10 protein-coding genes are annotated in these 15,625 nt (G+C 70.8%); 1 reads left to right on the plus strand and 9 read right to left on the minus strand.

Features of this window, described 5'->3' with window-relative positions:
* Positions 1 to 36 precede the first annotated feature (36 nt).
* The 8 genes from ACH4VO_RS11360 to eccD all read right to left on the minus strand — a co-directional run bounded on the left by ACH4VO_RS11360 (position 37) and on the right by eccD (position 9,421).
* Positions 37 to 402 (minus strand): hypothetical protein, encoded by a 366-nt coding sequence (locus tag ACH4VO_RS11360; RefSeq protein WP_360991643.1) that lies wholly within the window; start codon positions 400 to 402, stop codon positions 37 to 39.
* 31 nt (positions 403 to 433) lie between these two features.
* Positions 434 to 868 (minus strand): YbaB/EbfC family nucleoid-associated protein, encoded by a 435-nt coding sequence (locus ACH4VO_RS11365; protein WP_360991645.1) that lies wholly within the window; start codon positions 866 to 868, stop codon positions 434 to 436.
* Between the two features lie 124 nt (positions 869 to 992).
* Positions 993 to 4,574 (minus strand): AAWKG family protein, encoded by a 3,582-nt coding sequence (locus tag ACH4VO_RS11370; protein WP_360991648.1) that lies wholly within the window; start codon positions 4,572 to 4,574, stop codon positions 993 to 995.
* A gap of 134 nt (positions 4,575 to 4,708) precedes the next feature.
* Positions 4,709 to 5,206 carry a type VII secretion system-associated protein gene (locus ACH4VO_RS11375; protein ID WP_360991650.1) on the minus strand — a complete coding sequence of 166 codons (498 nt, stop codon included), beginning with the start codon at positions 5,204 to 5,206 and terminating at the stop codon, positions 4,709 to 4,711.
* A 188-nt stretch (positions 5,207 to 5,394) separates the two neighbouring features.
* The gene (locus ACH4VO_RS11380; protein WP_360991653.1) at positions 5,395 to 5,724 is read right to left on the minus strand and encodes a WXG100 family type VII secretion target; all 330 of its coding nucleotides are present in this window, start codon (positions 5,722 to 5,724) and stop codon (positions 5,395 to 5,397) included.
* Between the two features lie 90 nt (positions 5,725 to 5,814).
* Complete coding sequence (locus ACH4VO_RS11385) at positions 5,815 to 6,171, minus strand: hypothetical protein (protein ID WP_360991656.1); 357 nt, start codon at positions 6,169 to 6,171, stop codon at positions 5,815 to 5,817.
* Between the two features lie 379 nt (positions 6,172 to 6,550).
* A complete protein-coding gene (gene eccB, locus ACH4VO_RS11390) occupies positions 6,551 to 7,999 on the minus strand; it encodes a type VII secretion protein EccB (protein ID WP_360991659.1) in 1,449 nt (482 codons plus the stop codon).
* A 21-nt stretch (positions 8,000 to 8,020) separates the two neighbouring features.
* Positions 8,021 to 9,421, minus strand: coding sequence for a type VII secretion integral membrane protein EccD (gene eccD / locus ACH4VO_RS11395; protein WP_360991662.1), 1,401 nt, complete (start codon positions 9,419 to 9,421; stop codon positions 8,021 to 8,023).
* 554 nt (positions 9,422 to 9,975) lie between these two features.
* On the opposite strand from eccD, the gene eccCa reads away from it, so the two are divergent.
* A complete protein-coding gene (gene eccCa, locus ACH4VO_RS11400; protein WP_360991780.1) occupies positions 9,976 to 13,944 on the plus strand; it encodes a type VII secretion protein EccCa in 3,969 nt (1,322 codons plus the stop codon).
* Positions 13,945 to 14,303: 359 nt separating this feature from the next.
* Here the strand turns inward: eccCa and ACH4VO_RS11405 are convergent, their stop codons facing one another.
* Positions 14,304 to 15,506: a S8 family serine peptidase gene (locus ACH4VO_RS11405; protein ID WP_360991665.1), complete on the minus strand. Its 1,203-nt coding sequence runs from the start codon at positions 15,504 to 15,506 to the stop codon at positions 14,304 to 14,306.
* Positions 15,507 to 15,625: the final 119 nt, after the last annotated feature.

Here is a 15,625-nt window from a genome sequence, read left to right on the forward strand (position 1 = left end):
CGTCCGGACTTCCGGCGGAAAGTCGATCTCCTCCACTTAGTGCCTGCCGCCCCCGGCGGAGTCCCCGCCCAGCGCGTCGAGGCTCGACGCCTGCCGCCCGATCTGCTCGTTCGCGTACGCCGAGACACCCTCGATGTGCTGACCATTGGCCCAGACGGCCTGCCGGAGCTCCGAGAAGGCGGTGCCCACGGCCCTGATCAGATCCAGGCACGCCTGGTTGTTCGACTCGAACTTCGGGAGCACCTCCAGGGCGAAGTCGTCGTTGTAACCCGCCCAGCCCCGGTAGTTCTGTATGTCGGAGATGAAGTCGTCAGCGATCTTGTTCGTCCTCTCCGGCAACGCCTCCATCATCTCGCCGCCGCGGCGTATCCGGCCGGGGTCAGCGGTGAACTTCCCCGCCATGGTTACCTCCCTCGTCGCTCTCTACGGAAAGTCAGTCCTCGTGGATCTCGTCGTGCAGGCGGGCCGCCGAGCGCCTCCTCCCGCCGTCCGGACCGTCGAGTGCCGTGCCGAACGCCCGGTCCCAGTCGATGTCCACGCCCCTGAGGCCGGTCGGGCCGCCGCTCGCACGCGTCAGCGGCTCGAAGACGTCCATCACTCTGCGCGCCATCTGCGCACGCCCCTCCTGGACAGCCTCCAGCACCGAGGCGGCGAGCTGAGGCCCCGTCATGCCGCGGTACTTGTTGTCCGGGAACTTGAGCGCCGTCAGCTCGCCCTGCGGGCCCACGGTGACCTCTACGGCACGGTCCCGGGACCGGATGGTGGCCGAGGCCTCGCCGAGTTCGCTCTCGGCCCGTGCGACAGCCTCCTGCACGGCCGTCAGCTCGGCCATGGCCTCGGCCAGCTTCTGTTCCATCGACTCGCTCAACGGTTCCCTCTCCACCTGCTCGTACGCGATTCTGCCGTACGTGTGTGCATGATGCGAACTCCCCTCCGTCCAGCAGCTGCTGGAGTAGCTGCTGGAGGCTCTCCGGAGGCCGCCGCCGTACCGGTCATCGTCCGATCACCGCCGGCGCGCCACCCTCGTCCGTACCCCATACGTCCTCGTCCTCCGGCACCCAGGAGTCCCGGGTACGGTCACCGCTCTGGGTCTGTGTCTGCTGGCCGGGCGCGCCACCGCCGCCACCGCCGGCCATCGGCGGGAGGAACGGCGTGCCACCGGCGGTCGGGGCGCCGGTGGCGACGCGCACCTCGTCGTCCGCGTACCGGCCGTTCCGGACGGGAGCGCCCGCGCCGGGCCTCGGGCGACGGTTCTTGACCACCTCGCCGTCGATGACGTTACGGACGCGCTCGCCGGAGTCCGACTGGCCTCCGCCGCCTCCCATACCTCCGCCCATACCGCCACCCATGCCGCCACCCATGCCGCCACCCATCGGCGTGCCGGCGCCGGCGCCTGTGCCGCCGCCTGTGCCGGTACCTGTACCGCCGCCCAGGTCGCCCATGATCCCGCTGCCGGGACCGGGGAACGCTCCGCTGTTGAGGAACGGGCGGTTGTGACTGGGGGTGGTCGCCCCGCCGGAGGCCCCGCTGCCGGCCAGGGGCGACTCGTAGGGCTTGTCGTCGAACAACTCCTCCTCGTAGGAGGGGTAGTCGTAGGACGGAGGCGTGTAGTCGAGCGAGCCGTTGTTCAGGTGTCCCGAACTGTGGGAGGAGGGGCCCGAGTCATCCAGATAGCCGGAGACGGTCGAGCCGTCCGGACGGGTGATGGTGGTGGTGCCGGTGTCCGGGTTGATCGTCTGGGTGGAGCCGTCCGGCAGCTCCGTGACCACGTTGCCGCTGGGGTCCAGGTGCGTGGTGCCGCCGCCGGGGACGGGCAGCAGGTCACCGGTGTTGAGCGGCCCGGAGATGGTCGATCCGTCGGGCCGGGTCACGGTGGAGGAGTGGGTGGCGGGGTCGATCGTGACGGTGGAACCGTCGGGGTAGTCCGTGATCACCCGGCCGCTGGAGTCGATGCGCGACTCACCGCCGCCGGGGAGGTCCAGGACGCCGTCGTTGACGGGTCCTGAGATGTGGGTGGACGACAGGTCGGGCAGATCGCCGCCGCCGAAGAGGTCCCGACGGGAGTTGTCGAACGCGGACTCCGCCTCGGCCTGCTTCTTCTCCTGCTCCTGGCGGAGCTCCTCCTGCTTGGCCTGCGCCTCCGCCTGCTTCTTCTCCTGCTCCTGACGGACCTCGTCCTGCTTGGCCTGCGCCTCCGCCTGCTTCTTCTCCTGCTCCTGACGGATCTCCTCCTGCTTGGCCTCCGCCTCGGTCTGCTTCTGCTCCTGCTTGGCCTGCAGCTCGGCCTGCTTCTGCTCGGCCTCCTTCTCCTTGGCGGCCTGCTTCGCTTCCTGCTCCGCCTGCTTGGCCTCCGCCTTGGCCTCGGCCTCGGCCTGCTTCTTCTCCTGCTCTGCCTGCTGCTGCCCCTGACGCTCTTCCTGCTCGGTGCGGAGGCGGTCCTGCTTGGCCTGCTGCTCGGCCTGCTTCTGCTCGGCCTCCTTCTCCTTGGCGGCCTGCTTGGCCTCCTGCTCCGCCTGCTTGGCCTCCTGCTTCGCCTCCTGCTCGGCCTGCTTCTGCTCGGCCTCCTTCTCCTTGGCCTCCTGTTCGGCCTTGGCCTCGGCCTCCTTGGCCGCCTGCTCCCTCTTCGCCTCCTCCTGCTGGGACTTGGCCTGGTTCATCTGCATCATCTGCATGTTCTCCGCACGGGCCTGGGCCGCCGCCTGCTTGGCCTCCTGCTCCTTGCGGATCTGTTCCTGCTTCTGCTCCTGCTCGGCCTGTTTGGCCTTCTGTTCGGCTTCCTTCTGCTCCTGCTTGGCTTCCTGCTCGGCTTGCTTGGCCTCCTGCTTGGCCTCCTGCTCGGCCTGCTTCTGCTCGGCCTCCTTCTCCTTGGCCTCCTGCTGGGCCTTGGCCTCGGCCTCCTTGGCGTCCTGCTCCTTCTTGGCTTCCTCGGCCTTGGCCTCCTGCTCGGCCTCCTTGGCCGCCGCCTTGGCCTCGGCCGCCTTCTCCTTCTGCTCCTGCTCGGCCTTGGCCGCCGCCGCCTTGGCTTCGGCCTCCTTCTCCTTACGCTCCGCCTCCTCCTTGGCCTCCTTCTCCTTACGCTCAGCCTCGGCCTTGGCCTCCTTCTCCTTACGCTCGGCCTCCTCCTTCTCCTTCTTCCGCTCCGCCTCGGCCTTGGCGGCCTGGTCCTTCTGCCACTGGATGAAATCCTCCTGCTTCTTGGCTGCGGCCGCGGCCGCAGCCTTCGCGTCGTCCTCCTTCTTCTTGGCGTCCTCCTCCGCGACTTCGGCCTTGTCGTCCTTGTAGTCCTCCGCGAGGGTGCCGCTGGAGCCCCGGGACTTCACGGCTCCCAGGTCGAAGTTGCTGTTGCTCCAGCTGTTGCGCACCTTCTCCATGGCCGTGATCGCCGCCGCGTCGAGCTGGTCGATGACGGTCTGCTGCCACATCTCGACGGCCTTGTTGCCGACCTTCAGCCAGGTGCCGAGATCCTTGAGATCGCCGAATTCCTCAGCTGCGACGGTTTTGCCGCCTATGTCCTTGATCTCGTCGATGGCGGCGTTGTTCTTGAAATGGTCCTCCGCGATGTAGTTCGTGTAGGAGGTGTATCCCCCGCCGTACGACCCGTAGGTCTCGATCTCATAGGTGATCTTCGTGAGGTTGTTGTCCCAGATGTACTTCGCCACCGCCGAGAGCAGTTTGTGCAGGAGGATCAACGGGTTGCCGTACTCCCACTCCCACTTCATCCAGACGTTGTGGAGGTCTCTCACCGCCTCCGCGAAGTCCTTCTTGGCCTGCCGGATCTCGTTGCCCTGCTTGGAGTAGCCCGTACCCGAACTCATGTCCTCCGCATAGTCCGTGTACTGCTTGTTGACCTTGTTGACGAGGTCCCAGAAGACGCCTGCCGCCTTGCCCCGCCACGCGTCGTTCTTCTCCTTGCCGACCCTGCTCTGCCACTCCTCCACCACCTTCTGCTGCGTGGAGAAGAACTGCGCGACCCGGTCGAAGGCGCCGGCCACCACGTCGAAGTTGGCGAGGGTGACGGAATCCCCGTCCGCCACGTCCTTTCCACTCCAACTGAAGCCGTAGGTACCGTCCTTCTCGTTGTTGCGCAGTTCCTCCAGAGCCAGCCCGGCACCGAAGGCGTACTGGGTCAGCGGAGTGGTGTCCCAGGTGGGTTTGCCGTCCATCCCCAGGTGGCCGTCGATACTGCTGGAGAACTGCCCGCCCTCGAAGTAGCCCTGGCTCGGGACCCTGCCGTCCCCCTTGTTGCCGAGCAGCGTGATACGGGCCTTGTGCATGGACACGTCGGAGCCCGTCCCGCCCTTCGTGTAGTAGAAGGGGATGACGAAGTCGGTGTTCTGGATGTCGGAACCGGCGTTCTCGTACAACCAGTTCAGGTCTTCGGTGTCGACGTAGTCGACGTAACCCACGTCGGATATCTCCACCTTCATCAGGGGGATTCCCTCGTTTCCGACGAGGGTGTCGAAGAGGTCGCTCCTGGCCGGCACCTTGTATCCCGTGAAGAAGCTGACCGCCTCGGCCCACTTGTCATTGGTGCTGGTGAGGTTACCGGTGATCTTGCTGGAGTCGAGCGCCATGCCAAGGTGCCTTTTCGGTCAGGACGGATGGGGAGAACGGGCTGGCCCGGGGGCCACGGTGCCACGGCGTCGGCGGACGCCGGTGAGGACGGCTGCGCGGACGGCCGCGACGGCTACGCCCCCGGGGGCGACCCTCAGTCCTTCTTGTCGTTCGAGCCGCCGCTGCTTTCGGAGAGCACCTCGTCCACGCCCTCGAAGAAGTCGACGAGTTTCTTCCCGTCGATCTTCTCCAGGTTGTCGTCCTGGGTCTTGAACATCTCCTCGATGGTGTCCTCGAGGTTGTCCTCGATCTCCTCGAACAGCTCGACCTGGAGCTTGAGGATCTCGTCGAGCTGATCCACCATCTCGTTCAGGGACTTGATCAGGTAGCCACCGTTGGTCCGGCCCTCCTTGTCGCCCGCCATCGTCCCGATCGCGAGCGGTACTTTCTGGCCGTCGAAGAAGCCCGGTGCCTTGTTCGCCCCGTCCTCCCCGCCTTGCAGATTGGGGATCGCGGGCACGAGCACCTTGTCCGGTGAGTCCCCGTCCTCCCTGATCTTCTTGACCGCGGCGAGGAACGGGATGACGTCGTTGTCAAGGAAGTTCTGCAGCCAGGCCTTGTTGAGATTGACTGCGGGGGAATTCTCCGCCATGCCGTACTACTCCTGTCTCCATGGGGTTCCGTCGGCTTCCTGGGCGTTCCGCGCGGGCGGGGGGCGCCGGCGCTCCACGCGACGCGGAACGGGGGCGGCGCCATGCCGCTCTCACGACAGCGGGCGGCCGCTCGCGTGACACACGCGGACGGCCGCCCGAAGAGAACCAAGGGCGTGTCGCCCTCCGGTCAGCTGCCGATGCGCACGCTCTCCCACAGCGATGTCAGGGACTTCTCGCTGTACTGGTAGCTGTCGGACACCTCGTTCAGCAGGGCCGAGTTCTCGGCGAGGATGCGCTTCATCTCCTCGACGGCGTGGTTCCAGGCCGCCTGCTTCTCGGTGTACACCGCCTTGTCGTCACCTTCCCAGGTCTTCTGGAGCTCCTGGAGCTCCGCCTCGAGGTTGGTGAGGATGCTGTCGATCGCCTTGGTCTGCTGGACCATGTCCTCGGCAGCGTTCTGCATGTGGGAGTAGTCGACGTAGATCTGGCCGTCGGTGAAGTCAAGCGGGGGGGTCATGGTGGTCCTCGTCTCGCGCCGGGTCTTGCAGAGGGGAAGGGTGTCGCGGCGCCCGGATGCCGGTCAGGAAGCCGGGAGCGGGGGCGGTCGTCAGCGACCGGCGGTGGAGCCCGCCAGCGCGTTGAAGATCTCCTCGGAGCGGTTGTACGCCTGCTGGATGGACTCGTTCGCGGTGGACTGCTGGATGCCCTGCGCGCGCATCGTCTCCTCCAGCGTCGTGACCATGTCGCGGAGGTTGCGGGAGATGATCTCCGCCTGCCCGTCCCAGCGGTCGAGCAGCTCCTGGAACCGGCCACCGTCACTGCCCGCGTAGCCGGAGGCCAGGTTGTGCTTCATGTTCTCCACGTCCTGGCGGCTGTTCTGCACGCCGGTGAAGGCCATCTCCAGCGCGGTGACGCCGTTCTGTGTCGCTGATGCCAGTGACTGCTGTCCGCCTGTGCCTGCCATGTGCCTGCTCCTCCTGGAGTGTCACGCCGCCGGTTCTGGGAGCCGGGCAGCGCGGTGCGTGACCGGACGCGGCCGGAGGACCGGCGTCCGGGTGGTTCGGACGAAGGGAGCCTATGGAGAAAGGAGTTGACGATTCAATGGCTTGAGTCACCTTCTCGGCTCCGACCGGATGTTTCAGGCCTTCCGCTGCGGGTCCAAGGCGAATGCATCCACCCTGCCCGTCAGCCGAGACCTCATGCCTTCACGTTTCAGGACGTCCGGTGATCCCGTCACGTTCCGGTGGCACGGTCAATTCCCTGTGTGTTACGTGATGTTCACCTTTCCTCCCGGCCGCGATGCGTTCTCCCCGCCCCACCGCGCGGCCGGTGCGACGGCTCCTTCACTTCCGGTCGCAGCGCGGAGTGGTGTTACCGCTCCGGCCCGTGGCCGCGGCCTCCTTGGTCAGGTCCGGCCCCGTCGGCAGCATCGCCAGCAGTGGCGCCGGAAGTCCGCGCACCTGGCCCTGCGTGTAGCCGAGTGCCCCGAGCGCGTCCGCCGTACCCACCCGGTACTTCATTCCGGTGTCCGTCACCAGGTAGACGGTGGCGCCGACCTTGCTCCCGCTCGCCCCCAGCGCGCGCACCAGGGACCCGCCCCCGGGCCGAACCGTGATGGTGCCGACCGGCATGCAGGCCGGGGTGAGTCCCTCGGGCGGCGCCTGGGCGGCCGGGCCGAGGGAGCCCGTCCCGGTCAGGGCCACACTGATCCGCGGACCGCGCGCGCCCGGCTCGATCCGTACGCAGACGGTGTGGTCCTCACCGAGGGCCACCGCCTCCGGCGGCGCCGAGGGCAGGTCCGGGTCCTCGGCGGTCTCGCCCGCCCCCGGGGCCAGATGGCCGCTGAGCACGTCCGCGCCCAGGGCGGTCAGCTTCGCCGCACCGCCCCCGTACACCTTCTCGCGGGTCTCCGGGTCGCCGAGCACGAGCGCGGCGCCGGTCGACGTGAGGGGGGTCAGCCCCTCCTTGCGCAGCAGGTAGTAGCGGTCGGCGGAGCCCGGCACGGTGACCCGGAAGACCTCGCCGATCCGGGACTCCCGGCCACCCAGCGACGGCCCGTCCTTGCCCTTCCCGGGTACGTCCGGCGGGCGCAGGTCGGGGCCCGACGGCAGGGCGTTCAGGAAGGCCGCCGAGACGGGGAGCCGGGGCGTGGAGCCGTAGCCGAGGGCCTCGCGGGCGCGGCTGTCCTCGTCGAGCCGGAGCTTGCTGCCCCGCCACACCAGATAGCCGGCCTTGTCCGGCCCGGTCACCAGCATGCCCTTGCCGGTGGGCAGGCCGGCGGCGTCGGCCGGGGCACCCACCGCGACGGTGGTGCCGGTGGAGCCCGTCCCGCTGCCGGAACAGACCCGCCAGGGACCGGTGTCCAGGTCCCCGCTCCCGGGCAGCGCGTCCGGGGCGCCGGTGATGCCGACGGGTGACCCGTGCGGCGTCCCCTTCAGGGAGCCGGAACCGACCGCCACCGCCTTCATGTCGGCGCCTCCGAGCAGCCGCGCCGAGGCGTAGTTGCGCACCGGCCGCAGCCGCCCGTCCAGATAGAGGTAACGGGAGCCGGTGTCCTTGTTCACGACGAGCGTGCCGGCCTCTCGCCAGGAGTCCTTCGTGCCGGGTTTGAGCAGCCCGAGGACGAAGGACCCGGCCGACAGGAGGACCGCGATCACGATGCCGATCACCACCCCCCGGTTGGTCCGCCCCTGGGGGCTCTCCGGAGCGTCCGGATCCGCGCGCAGCATGCCCGAGGTCAGCCGGCCCATGACGAACATGTGGGCGTGGACCTGATCGCGTTTGGACTGCATGGCAGCGTGTCTCCCTTCCGGTCAGCCGTTGATGGACCGCAGGGTGCCGTACACGCCGAGCACCCACAGCGCGAGCGGCAGCATGCTGACCGCCAGGGCCGAGTGCAGCAGTTCGCCCGCGCGGCCCCAGTACGGCACGAGCCGGCGGCCGGGGACGGTCCAGGCGGCGATCGCGAGCGCCGCCGTGGCGGCGAGCAGGCCCGCGGCCGTCGCCAGCCGGTTGCCCGCCGTCGTGGCCGGGGCGGCGACCAGCACCAGCAGGACCAGTCCCGCGACGCCCGGCACCACCAGCGACATGCGCTGCCAGATGTTGCCCAGTCCCCGGGCGTGCAGGATGAGCAGCAGGGACAGCGCCACCGTCATGATGATCTCGGCCAGTTCACGCTCCCGGGCCAGCGCGACGAGGCATCCGGCGCCGACCACGCCCACCGCCCCGTACAGCGAGGTCATCCAGCCGTCGGCGAGGATGGCGCGGGCCGAGACCACGGAGGTGGCGTGCGGCTCGATGCCCTCCTGCAACTGCTGCGCGTTGGTCGGCAGGGGTGGCATGCGCATCCCGGACATCCGGAACGCCAGCGAGGGGACGAAGGCGCCCAGGACCACCGCCAGGACGGCGATGATCCCGGCGGCGTGCACGGGCGCCAGGTCGGTCGTGATGAGCAGGACGGCCGCCACGGCCGCGAAGACCGAGACGACGGCCATGCCCAGGAAGAGTGCGGCGAACGCGGCCACGACGGCGAGCGCGAGCACCGCCCCGCCCGCCGCGGCGGCGCCGGCGGCGAGCAGCCTGGCGCCCAGCGTCTCGTGCGCGTGCGGCCCGGTGAGCGCGCCGCCGGGCAGCAGCCAGCCGGCCAGGGCCAGGTAGGGCCCCACCATGAAGCCCAGCGCGGCTCCGGCGCCGGCGTCCCCGACCGCCCGGCTCGCCGCGCCCGCACCCGCGAGCAGGAGCAGGCCGGCGGCGGTCGCGAACACGGCCCGGGACAGCGCGGAGCCACCGGGCCACGCGATCACCACCATGCCCGCGGCGAGGACGGCGACCGCGATGCCGAGCAGCACCCACCGGCTGACCTTGGGGGTCCAGCCGAAGGGGTGGTCCCGCATCGTGGTGGCTATGCCGTCGACGAGATCGTCGAGGTGCACCTCGGGCAGGGCCTCGGTACGTGGTCGGAGGTAGAGGGTGTCGCCGTCGCGCAGACCGTAGGAGTCGAGGGTGCGTTCCTCGTCCAGTGGTTCGCCGCCGAGCCGCTGGAGTATCCAGCCGCCGTGGTCGATACCGGCTTCCTCGAGGTCGTCCCCGGCGTAGCCGAGCACCGCGGGCAGCAGGTCGGCCACGGGGACGTCGGCGGGCACGGCGAGATCGATGGTCCTGGCGGGGGCTCGTACCGTCAGACGGCACAGCTCGGCCACCTGAGTGTCAGTCATCGGGATGGCTCACGCTTCTCCGGTTGCTGCTGCGAACGGTCAGGGAACGCCGTCTGACGCACCGCCGGACATCACACGTCGCTGGGAGCGCTCCGAAACCTCGGGACGGGGCGGTAGTTGGCGGTCGGCGCGATGATCGTAGTATCAGCTACCTGCCCTGCGCGACGCGCCCCGGGGCATGGAACGCAAAGCGACCGCGGGCTCACCGTACGACGTGGCACGGAAGGCGCCGAGGCACGGACGCGGAACACATCGTGAACGGTCCGGGTACGCGGCAGGCTCCGTCGCCTGCCGTCGAGCCCGGGCGGGACCGACCCGCGATCCGGTCCTGTAGCAGGATTGTGACACGGCGGCGCGCCGGCGGCGGTTGCCGACCGGCGCCGGCCGGACGCCCGGTCGTCGCCGGACGGAGGCGCGGCGTAGGGTGCGTGCGACAGCGAGGCCCCGTCCGGCGTCCTGGCACCGTGCCGACCACGACGGGTGCCGCCGGCGACGACGTCGACGTCGTTCCGCCCGCTCTCCCCCTTGCCCCGTAAGGAGACGGTTCCTTGAGTGTGGTCCTGTTCCGCCGCCCGGCCCGACGCAGGGGCCCGGAGATGCCCGACGGGGAGCTGAATCTCCAGGAACCGCCGATCCTCCCCGAGACGGTGCCCGACACCTCCGCCGTGTGGACGTACCTCCCCATGGCCCTGATGTCGGTCTCCATGATGTTCATGTTCATGCGGCCCGGTATGACCCGGGGATCCGGCGGGTTCATCTACATCGCCCTGGGCCTGATGGTGCTCGGCGCCGCGGCGATGTTCATCGGCCAGTTCATGCGCAAGGCCGCCGAGCGCAAGCAGAAGCTGAAGGGCGAGCGCCGGGACTACCTGCGCTATCTCACCCAGATCCGGCGCAAGGTCCGCGGCGCCGTCGTGGACCAGCAACTGGCCCTGGCCTGGCGCCACCCCGAGCCCGCCGCGCTGTGGTCCATGACGGGCACCACCCGCCTGTGGGAACGCCGCCCTCGCGACGAGGACTTCGGGGAGGTCCGGATGGCGGTCGGCGAGCAGAAACTGAGCCTGAAGCTGACCCCGAACTCCACCAACCCCGTGGAGGACCTTGAACCGCTCAGCGCGCACGCCCTGCGCAGCTTCATCCGCGCCTACTCGACGGTGCCGGAACAGCCCATCGCGATCTACCTGCGGGCCTGGGCCCGGGTACTGTTCCGGGGCGACGAGGAGCGGATACGTTCCGTGACCCGGGCCCTGCTCGCCCAGTTGGCCACCTTCCACTCACCGGACGACGTGTGGATCGTGCTGTGCGTGTCCGACGAGCGGCGCGCGGACTGGGAGTGGACCAAGTGGCTCCCGCACAGCCTCCACCCGCACGACACGGACGGTGCGGGTCCCACCCGCATGACCGTCTCCGCGATGGGTGAGCTGGAGAACCTGCTCGGCGCCGAGTTCATGGAACGGCCCCCGTTCGACCCGGACGCCGTACCCGGGCGCGAGGAACCGTTCACCGTGATCGTGGTGGACGGGGGCACCGTCCCGGCAGGCCACCGCCTGGACGGCCCCGGCTTCCGCAACGCGGTCGTCCTGGACCTGAGCGGCGCCCTCTCCTGGCGGCCCGGCCGGATCACGCTGCGCTTCGAGGTCGGCGAGGACGATCTCGGGCTGGTACGCACCGACCGCGAGCGCAAGGAGCAGACCACCCGGCTCGGCAGGCCCGACCGCTTCGGCGTGACGGGAGCCGTGTCCCTGGCGCGGCGGCTCGCCCCGTACCGCATGGGCCTGGGCACGGCCTCGGACTCGTCCGAGCCGCTGTCCGCGAACGTCGAACTGACCACGCTGCTGGGCATTCCCGACCTGCACCGCCACGACCCGGAGACGCTGTGGCGGCAGCACACCGGCCCCACCCGGCTCAAGGTGCCGATCGCGGTCGGCGCCGACGGCGAGCCGGTCGAGCTGGACATCAAGGAGTCGGCCCAGGGCGGCACCGGACCGCACGGCATGCTGATCGGGGCCACCGGTTCCGGCAAGAGCGAACTGCTGCGCACCCTCGTCCTGTCGCTCGCCCTGACGAACTCTTCGGAAACACTCAACTTCGTCCTCGTGGACTTCAAGGGCGGCGCCACCTTCCTGGGTCTGGACGAACTGCCCCACACCTCCGCCGTCATCACCAACCTGGCCGGTGAGGCCGCCCTGGTGTCCCGCATGCAGGACGCCCTGCACGGCGAGATGATGCGCCGTCAGGAACTCCTGCGGTCGGCGGGCAACTACACCTCCGCGCTGGACTACGAGAAGGCCCGCGCCTCCGGCGTACCGCTGGAACCGCTGCCCAGCCTCTTCGTCGTCGTCGACGAGTTCAGCGAACTCCTGGCAGCACACCGCGAGTTCATGGAGCTGTTCGTGATGATCGGCCGCCTCGGCCGGTCCCTCGGTGTGCATCTGCTGCTCGCGTCCCAGCGCCTGGACGAGGGCCGGATGCACCAGCTGGAGAGCCACCTGTCGTACCGGATCGGTCTGCGTACGTTCTCCGCCATGGAGAGCCGCGGGGTCCTCGGCGTGCCGGACGCGTACCAGTTGCCGTCGGCGCCCGGCAGCGGCTTCCTCAAGTCGGGGGTGGAGGCGCTGACCCGCTTCCGCGCCGCGTACGTCTCCGGCCCGTACCAGCGACGGGGAGGCAGCGCCAACCAGGCACGGGTGGCCAGCCAGACCGTCCCGTGGACCAGTGGCTACGTCGTGCCGCGCCAACTGCCGGACACGGCTCCCGAGCCCGCCCCCGAGCAGGAGGAGACCGGGGACACCCTGCTCTCCGTGGCCGTGGAGCGTCTGCTGACCGCCGGGCCGCCGGCCCACCAGGTGTGGCTGCCTCCGCTGGACCTGCCCGCCACCCTCGACCAGGTGCTGCCGCCGCTCACCCCGGACCCCGAACTGGGCCTGACGACCGTCGGATCGGCGCACCGGGGGCGGCTCACCATCCCCATCGGCATCATCGACCGCCCCTTCGACCAGCTCCGGGACCTGCTGACCGTCGACCTCTCCGGCGCGGGCGGTCACATCGCCGTCGCGGGCGGGCCGCAGAGCGGCAAGAGCACGATGGTGCGCACGATCATCACCGCGCTGGCGCTCACCCACACCCCGCGCGAGGTGCAGTTCTACTGCCTCGACTTCGGCGGTGGCACGCTCGCCGGGCTGGCCGGGCTGCCGCACGTCAGCGGGGTCGCGGCACGCCTGGACACCGAGCGGGTCGGCCGTACGGTCGCCGAGGTCACCACGCTGCTGGCGGAGCGCGAGCGGTTCTTCCTGGACAACGGCATCGACTCCATGGCCTCCTTCCGGCGCCGCCTGGCCGCCGGGGAGTTCCCCGAGCACCGGCACGGTGACGTGTTCCTGGTGATCGACGGGTGGTCGACCGTGCGCCAGGACTTCGACCGGTACATCCAGACCTTCGGCGCGATCGCCGCCCGCGGTCTCAACTACGGCATCCACCTGATCGTCACCACCGCCCGCTGGGTGGAGCTGACGTCCGCCATCCGGGACCAGGCCGCGACCCACCTGGAGCTGCGGATGGGTGATCCCATGGACTCCGAGATCGACATGCGGCGCGCCGCGACCGTACCGCGGCTGCCGGGCCGCGGCCTGACACGCGACGCCAAGCTGCACTACCTCACCGCGCTCCCGCGGATCGACGGCGTGGAGGCCGCGGACGACCTGTCCGACGGTGTGGCCGGTCTGGTGGCGGCGGTGCGGGAGAGCTGGCAGGGCCCGCCGGCCCCGCCGGTCCGGATGTTGCCGACCCGGCTGCCCCTCTCCGCGCTCCCGGCTCCGAAGGGCGACTTCAAGATGCCCATCGGCCTGGAGGAGGAGCGCCTGTCCACGGTGTGGCACGACTTCTCCGAGACCCCGCACATGATCGTGGTCGGCGACGCGGAGAGCGGCAAGACCAACATGCTGCGCCTGACGGCCAAGGCCATCATGGACCGGTACACCCCGGCCGAGGCGCGCATCATGGTCGTGGACTACCGCCGCGCGCTGGTGGAGGCGATCCCGGACGAGTACCGCCTGGGCCACGCGGTGTCGATGGACGCCCTGAAGGAGCTGATCGCGGGGGCCGCCCGCGCGGTGACGGCCCGTGTGCCGGGCCCGGAGATCACACCCGCCCGGATGCGCACGTGCGACTGGTGGGACGGCCCGCGGCTGTTCATCCTCGTGGACGACTACGACATGCTGGGCACCAGCGCGATGAACGCCCCGTTCGACCCGCTGCTGAACCACCTCGCCCTCGGCTACGAGGTCGGCCTGCACATGGTCGTCTCCCGCTCCGCCGCCGGCGCGGGCCGGGGACTGGGCGAACCGATGCTGCGCCGCATGCAGGAGGTCAACACCCCGACGCTGCTGCTGTCGTGCCCGCCGTCGGAGGGCTTCATCCTGGGCAGCGTCAAGGGCCGCAACCTGCCGCCCGGCCGGGGTACGCGGGTGACGCGCCGCAAGCAGACCCAGGTGCAGACGGCGGTGCTGGAGGACCAGGAGATGTAGCGGGGCCGGTTCCGGCCGCCCGGAGTGCCCGGGCGGCCGGACCCCGCCGTGCCCGGGCGGCCGGACCGGGCCGTGTCGGACGGCCCCACCTCGCCGCGACAGCCGTATCTCGCCTTGCGACAGCTACATCTCACCATGCGACAGCCGGACTGCACCGCGTCGGACGGCCCCACCTCACCGTCCGACAGCCACATTTCGCCGTACCACGGCCGGACCGGACCGGGCGGACGGCCGGCCCGCCGTGCGACAGCCGTATCCCGCCGGGCCGGGCGGCCGGACCCCGCCACGCCGGGCCGCCCCGCCCCTGTCAGGCGGGCGGCAACGCCGCGGCCCTCAGGCCGACGGCGCCCCGCGGTCCGTCAGCTGCCCGCCGGGCGCCAGTTCCGTGCCCGGCCGCGCGGGATGACCACCGCACCCGCCGCCACCAGCAGCACCAGCCCGGCGCCCACCCCCGCCACCACCAGAGCGCGGGTGCGCGGCTGGGTCGCGGGCGGGGCCGGTACCACCGCCCGTTCCGGCCGGGGCGTCGTGCCCCTGGCGTCCGTCAGTACGGCCGTCAGCGCGCCGTACGGGTCGAGCCGTGGCGGCGCCGCCGGATACGCCGCCTCCGTCAGACGGCGCGAGACCTCCGCGGCCTTGAGGTCCGGGTAGCGCGCCCGCACCAGCGCCGCAGCCCCCGCGACGTGCGCGGCGGCGAACGAGGCTCCCGAGCCGATGAAGTGGCCCGGGCCCTTCGGCCCGATGCTCACCACCGCGTCACCGGGCGCGGCCAGGTCCGCCCCGCTCACCAGGGGCGCGTCCGTCGGCCGGCCGCCGTCCGGGCCGTAGTCCGTCACGGCCAGTACGCCCGGCGCCGCCGCCGGCCAGTACCAGGGCGCCGGCTCCGCGTTCCGCTCCAGCGCGTCCGGCGCCAGCGGAGCCACCACCAGAGCGTCCTTGCCGCTCGCGTACGCGACCGCGTCCGTCAGCTGCGCCTTGCCGCCTTCCAGGGCCGCGGCGACGTAGATGACGCCGGCGCCCTCGTCCGCCGCCAGACGTATCGCGTCGGCGACCTGGCCCACCGTGCTCCCGCCGCGCTCCCCCGTGCCCCGTACGGCCAGGATCCGGGCCTGCGGCGCCAGCCCCGCGGGGCCCCCGTCGTCGCCGGGCGTCGCCGCGATCAGGCCGGCCGCGAACGTGCCGTGCCCGACGCAGTCCTCGCCTGCCGACCCGAGCGCGGTCACCCGCCCCGACAGCGCGGGCGCCGCCTCGGCCACTCCCGTGTCCACGACCGCGACGGTCGTCCCCGCCCCCTGGGAGAGCGGCCGGGTGCGCGCCGCCCCCAGAGCGCCCAGCGCCCAGGGCTCGGCCGTGGCCTGCTCGCTCGACACCGAGGCGCAGGTGTCGTCCTCGGCCAGGACGGAGCGCACGACCGGCAGCCCCACGGAGTCGGCCGCGGCGGGCGCGGCCCCGACGGCGCCCAGCGCGGTCGCGATCGCGGTCATCAACAGGGGGGCGGCCACAGCCGGGGCCCAGGGGCGGCGGCTGTGGTGATCAACTCGGGCTCGGGGCATGGCGCGCATGATAGGCGTCGCGTCCGACGGTGTGCCGAGCGGGCCGTGACCTCGGCCGACGTAACGGGACGTACGCGCGCTACCGCCCCAACTCTTCGGTCCCTCCTGGAACATCGCGGCACCGGTCC

This window comes from Streptomyces sp. NPDC020780 (assembly GCF_044334475.1).
Lineage (GTDB): Bacteria > Actinomycetota > Actinomycetes > Streptomycetales > Streptomycetaceae > Streptomyces.